At 72.1% G+C, this 14,155-nt stretch carries 9 protein-coding genes; 7 read left to right on the forward strand and 2 right to left on the reverse strand.

Annotated features, from left to right (window positions below):
• Positions 1 to 264 precede the first annotated feature (264 nt).
• Entirely contained in the window at positions 265 to 5,730 is a 5,466-nt protein-coding gene (locus tag AB0K25_RS29505; RefSeq protein WP_363823783.1) for a carboxyl transferase domain-containing protein, read from the reverse strand.
• Between the two features lie 204 nt (positions 5,731 to 5,934).
• Positions 5,935 to 6,624: a YoaK family protein gene (locus AB0K25_RS29510; protein WP_219469095.1), complete on the reverse strand. Its 690-nt coding sequence runs from the start codon at positions 6,622 to 6,624 to the stop codon at positions 5,935 to 5,937.
• Positions 6,625 to 6,740: 116 nt separating this feature from the next.
• Between AB0K25_RS29510 and AB0K25_RS29515 the strand changes: the two genes are divergently transcribed.
• The 7 genes from AB0K25_RS29515 to AB0K25_RS29545 all read left to right on the forward strand — a co-directional run.
• Positions 6,741 to 7,013, forward strand: a complete 273-nt coding sequence (locus AB0K25_RS29515) for a hypothetical protein (protein WP_219469098.1) — start codon at positions 6,741 to 6,743, stop codon at positions 7,011 to 7,013.
• Positions 7,010 to 8,023, forward strand: a complete 1,014-nt coding sequence (locus AB0K25_RS29520) for a cupin-like domain-containing protein (protein ID WP_219469103.1) — start codon at positions 7,010 to 7,012, stop codon at positions 8,021 to 8,023. Before AB0K25_RS29515 ends, AB0K25_RS29520 begins: the two co-directional genes overlap by 4 nt.
• A gap of 184 nt (positions 8,024 to 8,207) precedes the next feature.
• Positions 8,208 to 8,729 carry an SRPBCC family protein gene (locus AB0K25_RS29525; protein WP_219469105.1) on the forward strand — a complete coding sequence of 174 codons (522 nt, stop codon included), beginning with the start codon at positions 8,208 to 8,210 and terminating at the stop codon, positions 8,727 to 8,729.
• A gap of 198 nt (positions 8,730 to 8,927) precedes the next feature.
• The gene (locus AB0K25_RS29530; RefSeq protein WP_219469109.1) at positions 8,928 to 10,016 is read left to right on the forward strand and encodes an NYN domain-containing protein; all 1,089 of its coding nucleotides are present in this window, start codon (positions 8,928 to 8,930) and stop codon (positions 10,014 to 10,016) included.
• A 76-nt stretch (positions 10,017 to 10,092) separates the two neighbouring features.
• Complete coding sequence (locus AB0K25_RS29535; protein WP_091251726.1) at positions 10,093 to 10,311, forward strand: hypothetical protein; 219 nt, start codon at positions 10,093 to 10,095, stop codon at positions 10,309 to 10,311.
• Between the two features lie 324 nt (positions 10,312 to 10,635).
• Positions 10,636 to 11,883, forward strand: a complete 1,248-nt coding sequence (locus AB0K25_RS29540; RefSeq protein ID WP_307799570.1) for a glycoside hydrolase family 16 protein — start codon at positions 10,636 to 10,638, stop codon at positions 11,881 to 11,883.
• A 346-nt stretch (positions 11,884 to 12,229) separates the two neighbouring features.
• The coding region (locus AB0K25_RS29545; protein ID WP_363823786.1) for a type I polyketide synthase at positions 12,230 to 14,155 on the forward strand (1,926 nt) is incomplete at its 3' end.

Raw genomic sequence — 14,155 nt, forward strand, 5'->3', positions numbered from 1 at the left:
AACCACTCCCAGGCCGGTCGGCTCCGGCAGTTCGGGCCGCAGCTGCGGCCCGTCGGTAGGCCCGCCCGGACCGGCGACCGCCACCGCCGGGTCGACCAGCGACCGCCACCCCGGACTGGCGACGTCACCCCGCCGGATCGACCAGCGACCGCCATACCGGACCTGACGACGTCACCCGGGCGGGTCGGTCAGCGACCGCCACACCGCCGGCTCGGCCGACCGGTCAGCCGACCGGCGGGGCCCACCGGACCCCGCCGGTCGGCGTCACCGCAGTCGGGACTCGATCGCCTCGATGATGCGGGGGCGCAGTTCGGCGGCCCGGATCACCGCGTCGACCGAGCCGACCTCCACCGCCCGCTGGATGTTGTGCACCCGGTCGAACTCCGCCGCCACCTCGCCGAGCTTCTCCGCGCGGACCGCCGCGCGGGTCTCGTCGAGTTCCGCGGTCAGCGCCGCCCGCTCGGTGCCGGTGGCCGCCGCGACCCGCGCCTCCAGGTCGCGCACCCGCAGGTCGGCAGCGGTACGGGCGTTGACGTCGCCGGAGAACACCACCGCCGCCGCCGGGGCGCCGCCGAGCACCGAGGCGAACGAGCCCTCCAGTGCCAGCACCGTCATGTTCGGGTTCAGCGCCTTGGAGAAGACCACGAACGCCCCGCCGTGATAGCGGGAGATCACGCAGAACACGATCGGACCGCGGAAGTTGACGATCGCCCGGCCGATCTCGGCCCCGTACTCCAGTTGCAGTTTGCGCATCGACTCGGGTGAGCCGTCGAAGCCCGACAGGTTCGCCAGCACCACCAGCGGCCGGTTGCCGCTGGCCGCGTTGATCGCCCGCGCGGCCTTCTTGGACGAGCGCGGGAACAGGGTGCCCGCGGTGTAGGTGTCCGGGCCGTCGGTGGGCGGGAAGCCCCGGCGGGGCACCGACCGCGACTCGATGCCGAGCAGGCAGACCGGGATGCCACCGAGGTGGACGTCCTGCACCACCGCGGTCTCCGCGTCGGCCATGCCCGCCCACCGCTCCAGCACCGGGTGGTCCTGGTCGGACAGCGCCCGCATCACCGTACGGATGTCGAACGGCTTCTTGCGGTCCGGGTTCGCCGTGGCGGAGAAGATCTCGCCGACGGTGGTGAAGTCGCTGCCCGCCACGGTGTGCGGGAAGGCGGAGACGTCCCGGTCGGCCGGGTCGGCGGTGGTCGCCCGACGCGGGGCGTCCTCCCCGGGCGCGACGTACGTGTGGTCGTAGTACGACATCAGCACGTCCCGGGCCGCCGTCAGGTTGGGCGCCCAGTACTGCGCCTGCCCGTTGGGGCCCATCACCCGGTCGTAGCCGCCGATGCCGAAGTTGTCCTCGGCGGAGACCCCACCGGAGAAGTCCAGCGACTGCTTGCCGGTGAGCACCATCGCGGCCTCCGGCGTCATCACCAGGATGCCCCGGGTGTGCATGAGCATCGTCGCCTCGGCGTTCCAGTACGGCTGGGCGCCCACGTTGATCCCCGCGACCACGATGTTGATCTCGCCGCCGTCCTGGGTGAACTCGACGATCCGCTTGAGCGCCGCCGCCACCCAGTCCATGTTCTCGGTGCCCGACGTCATCGAGATCCGGGCACCGGCCGACAGGGCGTACCACTCCAGCGGCACCTGGAGCCGCTCCGCCAGATCCAGGGCGGCGATCACCCGCCGGCACTCGGCCTCGGAGAGCGCGCCGAGCGACTTGGTCGGGTCGCCCAGCAGCACCACCCGGGTGACGCCCTGCGGGTGCCGCGGGGTCGGCGTGGTGACCACCCCCGCGACGATCGCCGCCGTGTTGCGCCCCCGGGGCCGGTCCACCGGCGCCAGCGCGTGCTCGTCGTCGAGGTCGTGCTCGACGAACTGGCCGAGCATCCCGGTCAACTCGTACGGGTAGACCGTGTTGCGGCTGCTGGCCCGCAGCACCTTCAGCCGGTAGTCGTCGAGCGGCTCGACCGGGTCGGCCGGCGGCTCACCCATGCTCAGCTCGGCCCCACCGGTGGCGTCGAACGAGATCCGTACCGCGATCTTGGTCAGCTCACCGGTGCGGCGGTCGCGCTGGCGCGCGATGAACAGGATCTCCTCCAGCCCCGCGCCGACGGTCGTCGGGCGGACCCGCCCGGCGATCATCTCCATCTCCTCACGGGTCAGGTCGCTCGGCGGCCAGACGTAGATGACGATCCGGTTGGTGTTGAAGCGGGTCTTGGACGGGCGGCGGGTCTGCGCCCGACGGATCGAGTCCAGGCAGGTGGCGACGATGTCCTCGGCCGTGGGCAGGGCGACCAGCCGACCGTCGTGCTCGCGCAGCGCCGTCAGGTCACGCACCTGGGCGAACGCGACGAGCCGCTCGTCGGACGGGTTCTCCCGGGCGACGGCCTGGAAGAGGTAGACCTCCTCGTCCGACGACGGCAGCCGGGTCAGGTCGAACTTGCGCAGCCGCTCCAACTGCATCCGCTGCGCGATGTACGGGTGCAGGCCCCGGATCAGCCGCTCCTCGCTCATCCCCGTGCTCGACGGGCGGAACGTGAAGTGGTGGTGCATCACCGCGCCGCCACGCCCGGCGACGGTGGTGGTGAGCCGACGGACCTGGGCCGGCAGCGGGTGCGCGTTGACGACCTCCAGCAGCGCGGCGGCCATCGCGTCGAAGTCCTCCGGCTGGTTCTCCCAGCCGAGGTAGATGTCGGCGTCGACGGCGGAGCCGTCCCCGGCCAGCTCGGCGAGCCCGCGCAGCGCGTCGCCCAACGCGTCGAAGCGTACGGCGGCGGAGAGCAGGCTGGAGTCGGCCCGCTCGGCCACCACGAACGTGCAGTCGGCGACCTGGCGGGTGCGGACGTCGGCGAGACCCTTGTTGCCGTAGTACCGCCGGGTCAGCACCTCCAGCATCACCGCGTTGTCGAGGTGGTCCCGGACGAGCCGCTGGCCGAGCACCCGGACCAGGGGTTCGGTGCTGCGGACCATCTCCGCGACCCGCTCGGCTCGGTCCGCTGCGTCCGGGTGCGCGTCCAGGTGCCGCAGGTGGCGGCGGACCGAGGCGTACAGCCGGGCGCGGTTGCGCAGCAGCAGCGGCTGGGCGAACCAGGCGAACACCACGCCGCGCGCCAGGTCGGCGACGACCGGGAAACGCACCTGCGTCGCCGCCACCAGCCGCTCCAACGCGAGACCGGCGGGCTCACGCAGCACCGCGTCCGGCGGGGGCTCGCGCAGCCAGGAGCGCAGCAGCGTCGCGACGACCGTGGCGTCGGCGGAGGCCCGCTGCTGGGCCAGGAAGATGCGGAACACGGCGGCTTCGAGAGCGGGGGAGCGGTCCAGCTCGGTGACGCCGTAGTGGCCGAGGGCCTTGGCCAGCTTGGCCTGGAAGGGCGCCGGCAGCCCGGCCCGCTCGACGTCGAGGCTCTGCAGGTAGGTGTGGAAATACTCGCGGGCGCTGGGGACGTGGTTGTCCCCGCTGACGTCCTCACCGGTCAGCCGGTTGCGGGTCAGCTCGGCGAGGTCGGCGAAGACGTCGACGAGGTCGATCTCCTCGGCCAGCGGACGGTGGCCGTCCTCGATGGCGGCCCGCCGTGCGGCGAGGTACTCGTCGAGCACCCGGCCGTCGTCGTGCGGGTCCACGTCGAAACCCAGCAGCAGACCACGGAGGTCCTCCTGGCCGCGCCGGGACCGCTCGACCGCCGGGGCCTGGTCGGGCGCGACGGGAAGGTCCAGGGCGACGGGAGCGGCGGTGGGGGCGTCCGGGGTGTCGTCGGAGTCGTCGGCGAGGGGCTCCAGCCGCAGCAGCGCCGCGCCGGCCTCCACCTGGCTGCCGACGGAGACGCCGCACTCCCTGAGCCGGGCCCGGAACGGTGCCCGCAGCACCGTCTCCATCTTCATCGCCTCCAGCACCAGCACCGGTGCGCCCGCCTCGACCTCGGCACCCACCTCCACCGGCGTCGCGACGACCAGCGCCGGCATCGGGGAGCGGACCACGCCGCCCTCGTCGCGGCCGACCCGGTGGGTCACGCCGTCGACCTCGACCAGGTGGATCGCGCCGTGGGTGCCGGTGAGCAGCCGGTACCGGGCACCGTTGACGGCGATCTGCCCGGTGTGCCGGTCGAACCGGTCCAGCTCGACGTCGGCGGTGTGCACGTCGCCACCGGCCTCGATACCGACCCGGAACCGGTGCGCGCCGACCCGGGCCACCCGCATCCGGTAGCCCACGCCGCGCAGTTTGAGGTCCAACGGCCGGCCGCTGACGTGCTGCACCTGGGGACGCCCGCCGAACGCCGTCGACAGCAGCCGCTGCTGCTCGGCGCGTTCCTGCTCCTCGTACGCCTCGATCGCGGCGGCGGCGAGCGCGACGGCGGAGTGCCGGTGCGAGACGAGCCGGCCCTCGGCGCGTACCCGGTCGATCCAGCCGGTGTCGGCGCTGGCGTCGATCACCTCGGGCTGGTCGAGCAGGTCGAGCACGAAGCTCTTGTTGGTCGCGCCGCCCTCGATGATCACGGTGGTGTTGGCCATCGCCCGCCGCAGCCGGCCGAGCGCCTCGTCGCGGTCCCGCCCGTAGGCGATGATCTTCGCGATCATCGAGTCGAAGTCGGCCGGGATGGTGTCGCCCTCGCTGACCCCGGTGTCCACCCGGATGCCGGGCCCGGCGGGCAGGTCCAGCCGGGCGATCCGGCCGGGGGCGGGCGCGAAGTCGCGGTCCGGGTCCTCGGCGTTGAGCCGGGCCTCGATGGCGTGCCCGCGCTCCAGCGGCGGCACCCCGTCGAGCCGGCCGCCCGCCGCGACGTGCAGCTGCGCCTTGACCAGGTCGAAACCGGTGGTCAGCTCGGTGATCGGGTGCTCCACCTGGAGCCGGGTGTTGACCTCCAGGAAGGCGAACAACCGGTCACCCGGGTGGTAGAGGAACTCGACGGTCGCCGCGCCCCGGTAGCCGACCGCGACGGCCAGCCGTTCGGCTGACGTCTTGAGCTCGACGGCCTGCTCCGGGCTGAGCACCGGGGAGGCGGACTCCTCGATGACCTTCTGGTTGCGCCGCTGCACCGAGCAGTCGCGTACGCCGAGCGCCCAGGCGGTGCCCTGACCGTCCGCGATCACCTGGACCTCGACGTGCCGGGCGCCGGTGACCAGGCGCTCCAGGAACACGATGCCGCTGCCGAAGGCGCGGGCCGCCTCCTGGCTGGTGCGCTGGTAGGCGTCGGCCAGCTCGGCGTCGCTGGTGACGACGCGGATGCCCCGCCCGCCACCACCGGCGGTCGCCTTGAGCATCAGCGGGTAGCCGATCTCGGCGGCGGCGGTGATCGCCGCCTCCAGGGTCTCCACCGCGCCCCGGCTCCACGGCGCGACCGGCACGCCGACCTCCTCGGCGATCAGCTTCGCGCCGATCTTGTCGCCGAGCTTGCGCATCGCGTCCGGGCTCGGCCCGACGAAGGTCACCCCGATCTTCTCGCACAGCTCCGCGAAGGCCGGGTCCTCGGCGACGAAACCCCACCCGACCCAGGCGGCGTCGGCCCCGGTCTCGACCAGGGCGTGCTCCAGCTTCTTGAGGTCGAGGTACGGCCGGGCGGAGGCGGGACCGAGGTCGTAGGCGACGTCGGCCTCGCGGACGAATGTCGCGGTACGGTCGACGTCGGTATAGAGGGCCACGGTTTCGATCCGCGTGTCGGTCTGCGCGGCCAGCTCTCGGACCGCGTGAATGAGGCGCATCGCGGCCTCACCCCGGTTGACGATGGCGACACGGCTGAACACCCGACCGACTCCTCCGGTAGATCCACGAGTACGCGCCGCAAGGCATCGACCCCCGACAGCGATCACCCTTCCGGCTGCCGGCCGGTAGCGCCATGTCGTAATCACCGAACCCTGAGCGGTGACCGTTGTAGGAACCCCACAAAAGTTTTTGGTCCTCCCCGCCCGTGCCGGTGGTGGCGCGGCACCCGCCGCAGGTCGCGGGGGTCAGGCGTCGACAGTCGCCGTCGCGGCCACCTCGCGGCGGCGGATCACCGCGATCAGCGCCGTGCCGACGGTCAACAACGCCCCGGCCACGACCAGCGCCACCGCCCCGTTCACCCGCAACGTCAGCACCGCGGAGACGAACGCGCCCAGCCCCATCGTGGTGATCGCCCCGAACCGGCGCAGCCAGGCCGTACCCGGACCGCCGGCGGCCCGGCTGTCGGTGGAGAGGTTCACCATGGTCATGGTCACCACGACCGTGGAGAGGTCCCGGATACCGATGTGCTTGACCGCTGCGGCCTGCGCGCCGAGCACCAGGGCGAGCAGCCCGGTGACGGTCAGCATCACCCCGTGCGTCGGTGGGCCGGTGGCGAGCCAGAGCCCGGCCAGGGCGAGGGTCAGCACACTGCCGCCGACCAGGATGGCCAGCCCGGCGGCGGGCAGCGCCGCCGGCCCCGACGAGCGCCGGGTCAACCGGGCGGCGAGCACCGCGCCGAGCATGAACGCCAGCAGCGCCACCAGGTTGTTGAGCACCGGCAGGCCGGACACCCCGGCCAGCCCGAAACCGATGAAGAGCACGTTGCCGGTCATGTTGCCGGTGAAGACCCGGTCCAGCGCGAGGTAGCTCACGCCGTCGACCGCCCCGGTCGCCGCGGTCAACACCAGCAGCGGCAGCTCGTAGCTTTTCGTCATGGGCCCTTCCGATGATCGTTTCCGGCCGGAGTCTACCCATGACCTGCGGGAACGTCCCGGGCGACCGGGACGGCGGTCCCTGGTGGCCGGGACGTGGCGGCCCGTTGACTGGGCCCATGACCAACGTTCCGGACCACTTCCCCGCCCACGTCAAGGGTTCCTACGTCAACTGCGAGGAGTACGCCCGCGAGGCGCGGCTCACCCCGCCACCGGACCACATCCCCGCCCACGTCAAGAACTCCTACGTCAACTGCCAGGAGTACGCCCGCGAACTGCAGCTCACCCCGCCGCCGGACCACATCCCCGCCCACGTGAAGAACTCGTACCCGACCTGCCAGGAGGCGGTCCGCCCGCCCCGGCTCACCCTCGTCCCGGCGGCCGGGGCATGACCACGCTCGTCCCGCCCCGACTCGACCCCGCCTGGCGGGAGTGGCTCGTCGAGAACCTCGCCATGGGCGCGTCGGTGCCGCAGGTGCGGGCCGCCGCCGTCGCCGGGTCCGCCGACCCCGAAGCCGTCGACGCCGAGCTGCGGGACCTGGCCGACCACCCGTACCTCGCGGTGTGCCGCCGGCTCGCGCTGCGCTACGACTGGCTGGAGTCGGTGCTCGACACGTACCGGACGCTGCGCGACAGCGACGGAGGTCGGACCCTGGAACGGCGTGCGGACCTCGACCCCGCCGAGTTCTTCTCCCGCTACTACTTCGGCAACCGGCCGGTCGTGCTCGATGGCCTGATGGCCGACTGGCCCGCCCTCGGCTGGACGCTTTCCGGCCTGGCGGCGGCCTGCGGCGACGCCGTGGTCGAGGTGATGACCGGGCGGGAGGCCAACCCCGACCACGCCTGGCAGTACGACCGGCACCGCACCAGCATGCCGTTCCGCGACTACCTGGCGCTGCTCGGCTCGGGCCGGCGCACCAACGACTACTACATGGTGCCGCGCAACGAGAACTGGTCCGGGGCGCTGCGCCCGCTCGCCGCCGACATCCGGGCGCCGGAGGGGATCGTGGACCCGTCCGGGCTCGGGCACCTGCTGCTCGGGCCGGCCGGCACGGTGACCCCGCTGCACGTGGACAACAGTTCGGTGCTGCTCGGCCAGGTGCTCGGCCGCAAGCACGTCCGGCTGGTCCCGTCGTACGAGCGGCACCTGGTCTATCCGCGCGGCGGCACGTTCAGCGCGGTCGACGCGGCGGACCCGGACCTCACCCGGCATCCCCGGTTCGCCGAGGCGACGGTGCTCGACGTGGTGCTGGAACCGGGGCAGCTGTTGTTCGTGCCGGTGGGCTGGTGGCACTGGGTGCAGGCGCTGGAGGTCAGCGCCACCGTCAGCTTCCACCACTTCCGGGTCCCGGGGCAGAACCACAAGATGGCCACCCCGCCGGCAGCCGGTGTCGACCGGTGACGCCGGGGCGGCCCCGCTCGACCGGAGCGGGGCCGCCCGCTGCCGCCGGTGACCGCCTGAGCGTCGGCCACCCCTGCCACCCCTTGCTCACATGCATTATCGTCGATCGGACTGTGGGGTGATCCGGCGAGCCGGATCTTCGATCGTGAAGGTGGCCGTTTTGCGTTATGCCGATGGACCGGGCGTGACCTACGAGGTCTACGTCGAGGCGATTCCGTCCCGGGTCTGGGAACTGGTGACCGACATCCACCTGCCGGCCCGGCTGAGCCCGGAGTTGCAGCGGGTGGAGTGGCTCGACGACACCAACGGCCTGGCCAAGGGGGCCAGCTTCCTCGGCTACAACAGCCATCCACGCATCGGTGAGTGGCGGACCGCGTCGTACGTCACCGAGCTGGACCAGGAGCGGGTCTTCGGGTGGGTCGTCACGGACGTGGACGGCGCGTTCGCCGGCCCGGACGGCGCCGGCCGGGCCGACGTGTCGTCCCCGGCGGCCACCTGGCGTTTCGAGCTGGAACCGGAGGGCGCCGGCACCCGGCTGCGGCAGACCGCCCAGGTCGGTCCGGGCCGGTCCGGCCTCAGCCTGGTGATCGACCAGGCCCCCGAGCACGAGGAGCAGATCGTCGAGTCCCGCCTCGGCCAACTCCGCTCCCACATCGAGTCCGTCCTCGACGGCATCAAGGCCCTAGCCGAAAACCGAACCCCCTAACCCCCTCCCTCCCCCTCCCCCCGGGGGCCTCCGGCCCCGCCCGGAGCCCCCCGCCCCGCCCGGAGCGTCCCGGTGATCAAGAGGAATGCGTCAGGAACCGCTCGTCGGGTGACGTTTTCCTCTTGATCACCGGGAGTTGGCGGGGTGCTGCGACGTGGCGGGCGTGGTGGGGGGAGGGGGCGGGATTAGGGTGGTGGCGTGGATCAAGAGGATCGGATCGCGCTGTTTCTCGACTACGAGAACCTCGCGCTGGGCGCGCGGGACCACCATGGCGGGCGGGCCTTCGACTTCCGCCCGATCGCCGACGCCCTGGCGGAGCGGGGTCGGGTGGTGGTGCGGCGGGCGTACGCCGACTGGTCGTACTTCGACGAGGACCGTCGGATGCTCACCCGCTCGCACGTCGAGCTGATCGAGATCCCCCAGCGGATGGGTGCGTCCCGCAAGAACGCCGCCGACATCAAGATGGCGGTCGACGCGGTGGAGCTGGCCTTCGAGCGCGGCTACATCTCCACCTTCGTGATCTGCACGGGGGACAGTGATTTCACCCCGCTGGTGCACAAACTTCGCGAACTCAACAAACGGGTCATCGGGGTCGGGGTGGAGAAGTCCACCTCGGCGCTGCTCCCGCCCGCCTGCGACGAGTTCCTCTACTACGACCGGCTGGAGGGCGTCGACGTCCTGCCCGTCCGGGCCCGGCGGGGCCGGCCGGCCCGTGCGGCGGAGCCGCAGCAGGTCGAGACGGTGGAGCAGGAGCAGGCCGAGCCGGAACGCCCGCCGGCCGCCGAGGAGCCGGTCCGCGACGCGGACGCGCTCGCCGTGCTGGTCGCGCAGACCGTGGCCGGCCTCCAGGGCAGTTCCGACGGCGAGGTGACCGCCTCCCGGCTCAAGCGCACCCTGCTGCGCAAGGACCCGACCTTCAGCGAGTCCGACTACGGGTTCCGCACCTTCGGCGAGCTGCTGCGTCACCTCGCCGGGCACAACGTCGTCGAGTTGGCGGAGGGGCCGGCCAAGGGCGACCCCGAGGTGTCCCTGCCCGAGCACGGCGACCAGGAGGTGGCCTTCGCGTTGCTCCGCAGCGTGGTGGCGGAGCTGGCCGGGTCCGGCGGCCCGGTGGCGCTCTCCGGCCTCAAGAACCAGCTCCGCCGGGCCCGCCCCGAGTTCAGTGAGAAGAAGCTCGGCTACCGCAGTTTCCTCCAGTTCTGCAAGGCCGCCGCCACCGCCGGCGAGGTCGCGTTGGCCTGGAGCGCGGAGGCCGACGACTACCTGCTCACTCCCCGGCAGGGGTGACCGGGGCCGGGTCCGTGAGGGATCTCGACGAATTCGTGACTCACGTCCTGAGGCCGATTTGCTATACGGTCGGCAAATGATGGTCGAGGAGCACTGGTGGAACGGTGACCCGAGCCCGCGCGGGCGGCGGGACGTGTACATCCGTACCGACGGGGAGGCCTGGGAGGTCCAGGCGCAGATCGGCGGGGCGTCGGGTCGCTCCCGCGTGCAGCAGTGCCCGAGCCGGGCGGCGGCGGTAATCCTCGCCGACGCCTGGCGCGGCAGCAACCCCTCCTGGCGCGGGCTGCATCACTGATCGGCCGGGCCGGGCGGCGGGCGGTCCGCACCGCGTCCCGCCCGCATCCGGCCCCCGGTGGAGTTTCCCGGGCCCGGTCGAAAGTCATCCGCGCCCGGCTGAGGGCCCCTTCGGGTCGGCCCCCCGACGTTCCCACCGCGCGGAAACGCTGATTACTGAGAGTGAAATTCTCGTTACGAAGGTGTCCTGAGCTGCCCGTGGTCACCCGAGTTAATTGGCAACATTCTTGACAGAAGCGCGGCATATCGACATCCTTCGTGGAGAGCGCTCTCCCCCGGTGCGCGCAACCCACCCGCCCCCGATGTCGTCCCCGAGGAGCCTCCCGTGCTCGCAACCCGACCCCTCACCCGCGCGGCGGTCGCCCTGGTCACCCTTGCCGCCGCCCTCGTCCTGCCGGCCCAGGCCGAGCCCGCCTCGGCCGCCATCGGCGGCATCAGCTGGCAGGACGAGTTCAACGCCGCCGCCGGCACCCCCGTCGACCAGAACAGGTGGCGCTTCGACATCGGCGGCGGTGGCTGGGGCAACAACGAGCGGCAGTACTACACCAACAGCACCAGCAACGCCGTCCACGACGGACAGGGCAACCTGGTGATCACCGCCCGCAAGGAGAACCCGGCCAACTACCAGTGCCACTATGGCCGGTGCGAGTACACCTCGGCCCGGCTGCTCACCGCCGCCACCTTCAACCAGGCGTACGGCCGGTTCGAGGCCCGCATCAAGATCCCGCGCGGGCAGGGCATCTGGCCGGCGTTCTGGATGCTCGGCAACGACATGGGCAGCGCCGGCTGGCCCGCCGCCGGTGAGATCGACATCATGGAGAACATCGGCCGGGAGCCGAACACCGTCTACGGCACCGTGCACGGCCCCGGCTACTCCGGCGGAGGCGGCATCACCGGCAGCCGTACCATCGGCCAGCCCCTCGCCGACACCTTCCACACCTACCGGGTGGACTGGGAGCCGAACCTCATCGTCTGGTACCTCGACGGCGTCGAGTACCACCGCGTCGACCCGTCCCGGCTCGGCGGCAACCGCTGGGTCTACGACCACCCGTTCTTCATGATCCTCAACGTGGCGGTGGGCGGCAACTGGCCCGGCTACCCCGACGGCTCCACCCAGTTCCCCCAGCAGATGCTCGTGGACTACGTGCGGGTCTCCAGCTACGTCCCCGGCGGCGGCAACCCGCAGCCCGGCACCACCCGGCTGCGGGGCGCGCAGAGCGGCCGATGCGTCGACATCCCGAGCGCCAACCCGGTCGACGGCGCGAAACTCCAGATCTGGGACTGCAACACCACCGCCGCGCAGGCCTGGACCTTCGCCACCGACGGCACCGTACGCGCGATGGGCAAGTGCATGGACCCCGCCTGGGCCGGCACCGCCAACGGCACTGAGGTCAACCTGGTCACCTGCAACGGCAACCCGGCCCAACGGTTCACCCTCAACGGCGCCGGGGACCTGGTCAACCTCAGCGCCAACCGGTGCGTCGACGTCCGCGACCAGAACCCCAACAACGGCGGCAAACTGCACCTGTGGGACTGCCTCGGCGTGAGTAGCCAGAAATGGTCCCGCTTCTGACCGCAGCCCGGCGGTAGCCCCGCGACGGATGGCCCCTCAGCGTGTGCTGGGGGGCCATCCGTCGTTCCGCCACGATGCCCGCGGTCGGAGTCGCCCGGCCCGCAACCCCAGCCGCCGCGCGGGTGGCCCGGCCGACGGTGACCCACGGTCGAGGTCGGAGCGTCGCGGGCTAGGGGGCGCTCTGGGGGCGGTAGGGGGTTAGTGGTGCGCCGGGCCGCCGTAGGGTCATCGCGAACAACCAACAATCCCCGAAGAAGCTCTCTGTTTCGACAATTGCCGCCGCGCTGACCCGTGAGTCGATATTGACCCGGGTCTGCCCGGCTGGGGCTAGTGGCGGGAGACGTAGATGGAGAACGAGGAGAAGCTTCTCGGGTACCTGAAGCGGGCCACCACGGATCTGCGTGAGGCCCGTCGGCAGTTGCGTCAGGCCGAGCGCCGGGAGTACGACCCGATCGCGATCGTCGGTATGAGCTGCCGCTTCCCGGGTGGTGTGGATGGCCCGGCCGCGTTGTGGCGGCTCCTGGCAGACGGGACCGACGCGGTCTCCGACTTTCCCGACGACCGGGGCTGGAACGTCGAGGACATCTACGATCCCGACGATTCCAAGGCCGGTAAGACGTACGCGAAGACCGGCGGTTTCCTTTCCGACGCCGCCCTTTTCGATCCGGAGTTCTTCGGCATTTCCCCGCGTGAGGCGATCGCCATGGACCCGCAGCAGCGGCTGCTGCTGGAGGCGTCCTGGGAGGCGTTCGAATCGGCCGGTATCGCCCCCGCCTCGGTGCGCGGCAGCCGTACCGGCGTGTTCGCCGGGCTGATGTACCACGACTATTCCAGCCGGCTGCCGGTGGTGCCCGCCGAGCTGGAGGGTTTCATCGGCAACGGCAACACCGGCAGCATCTTCTCCGGCCGGGTCGCCTACGTGCTGGGCCTCGAAGGCCCGGCGATCACCGTCGACACCGCCTGCTCCTCGTCACTGGTCGCGCTGCACCTGGCGATCCAGTCGCTGCGCCGCGAGGAGTGCACGCTGGCGTTGGCCGGCGGCGTGACGGTGATGGCCACGCCTGAGACGTTCGTCGACTTCAGCCGCCAGCGGGGCCTGGCCGCCGACGGCCGGTGCAAGCCGTTCGCCGCCGCCGCCGACGGCACCGGCTGGGCCGAGGGCGTCGGGGTGCTGCTGGTCGAGCGGCTCAGCGACGCCCAACGGCACGGGCACCGGGTGCTGGCCGTGGTCCGCGGCACCGCGGTCAACCAGGACGGTGCCAGCAGCGGTCTCACCGCCCCCAACGGTCCGTCGCAGCGCCGGGTCATCGCCGACGCGTTGGCCAACGCCCGGCTCACCGCCGACCAGGTGGACGCCGTCGAGGCGCACGGCACCGGCACCCGGCTCGGTGACCCGATCGAGGCGCAGGCGATCCTCGCCACCTACGGCCAGGACCGGGAGCAGCCGCTCTGGCTGGGCTCGGTGAAGTCGAACCTGGGCCACACCCAGGCCGCCGCCGGGGTCGCCGGGGTGATCAAGATGGTGCTGGCGATGCGGTACGGCGTACTGCCCCGCACCCTGCACGTCGACCGGCCCACCCCGCACGTCGACTGGACGGCCGGCGACGTACGGCTGCTCACCGACGCCGTCGAGTGGCCGGACACCGGGCGACCCCGACGGGCGGCCGTGTCGTCGTTCGGCCTCAGTGGCACCAACGCCCACGTGGTGCTGGAACAGGCACCCCCGGTCGAGCCCACCGACCCGGCTGAACCCCCCACCCCGACCGCGGCCACCGGCTCGGCCGTGCCCGTCGCCACCGAGCCGCCGGTGCTGCTCTGGCCACTGTCCGGGCGGTCGACGGACGCACTGGCCGCGCAGGCCGACCGGTTGCGCGGCTTCCTCACTGACGAACGCCCGGTGGACGTCGGGTTCACCCTCGGTGCCGGCCGGTCCGCGATGGAGTGCCGTGGCGTGGCCGTCGGCACGGACGTGGCTGAACTGGTGTCGGGTCTCGACGCCCTCGCCGCCGGCACCGGCCTGACCGGTCGGGCCGACCACGGCCGCACCGCCGTCCTGTTCACCGGTCAGGGTGCGCAGCGGGTGGGGATGGGTCGTGAGCTGGCGGCGGCTTTCCCGGTGTTCGCGCGGGCTCTGGATGAGGTGTGTGTGGCGTTCGGGTCGTTGCTGGGTGGTGATTTGCGGGAGGTGATGTTCACCGACCCGGGTGGTGTGTTGGATCAGACGGGGTGGACGCAGCCGGCGTTGTTCGCGGTTGAGGTGGCGTTGTTCCGT

The sequence above is a fragment of the Micromonospora sp. NPDC049257 genome, from assembly GCF_040678915.1.
Classification (GTDB): Bacteria; Actinomycetota; Actinomycetes; order Mycobacteriales; family Micromonosporaceae; genus Micromonospora; species Micromonospora antibiotica.

Bases quoted from the DNA above. Each gene is read 5' to 3' on its own strand.
- AB0K25_RS29510 (WP_219469095.1), bottom strand. From the start codon at position 6,624: ATGACGAAAAGCTACGAGCTGCCGCTGCTGGTGTTGACCGCGGCGACC.
- AB0K25_RS29515 (WP_219469098.1), top strand. From the start codon at position 6,741: ATGACCAACGTTCCGGACCACTTCCCCGCCCACGTCAAGGGTTCCTAC.
- AB0K25_RS29520 (WP_219469103.1), top strand. From the start codon at position 7,010: ATGACCACGCTCGTCCCGCCCCGACTCGACCCCGCCTGGCGGGAGTGG.
- AB0K25_RS29535 (WP_091251726.1), top strand. From the start codon at position 10,093: ATGATGGTCGAGGAGCACTGGTGGAACGGTGACCCGAGCCCGCGCGGG.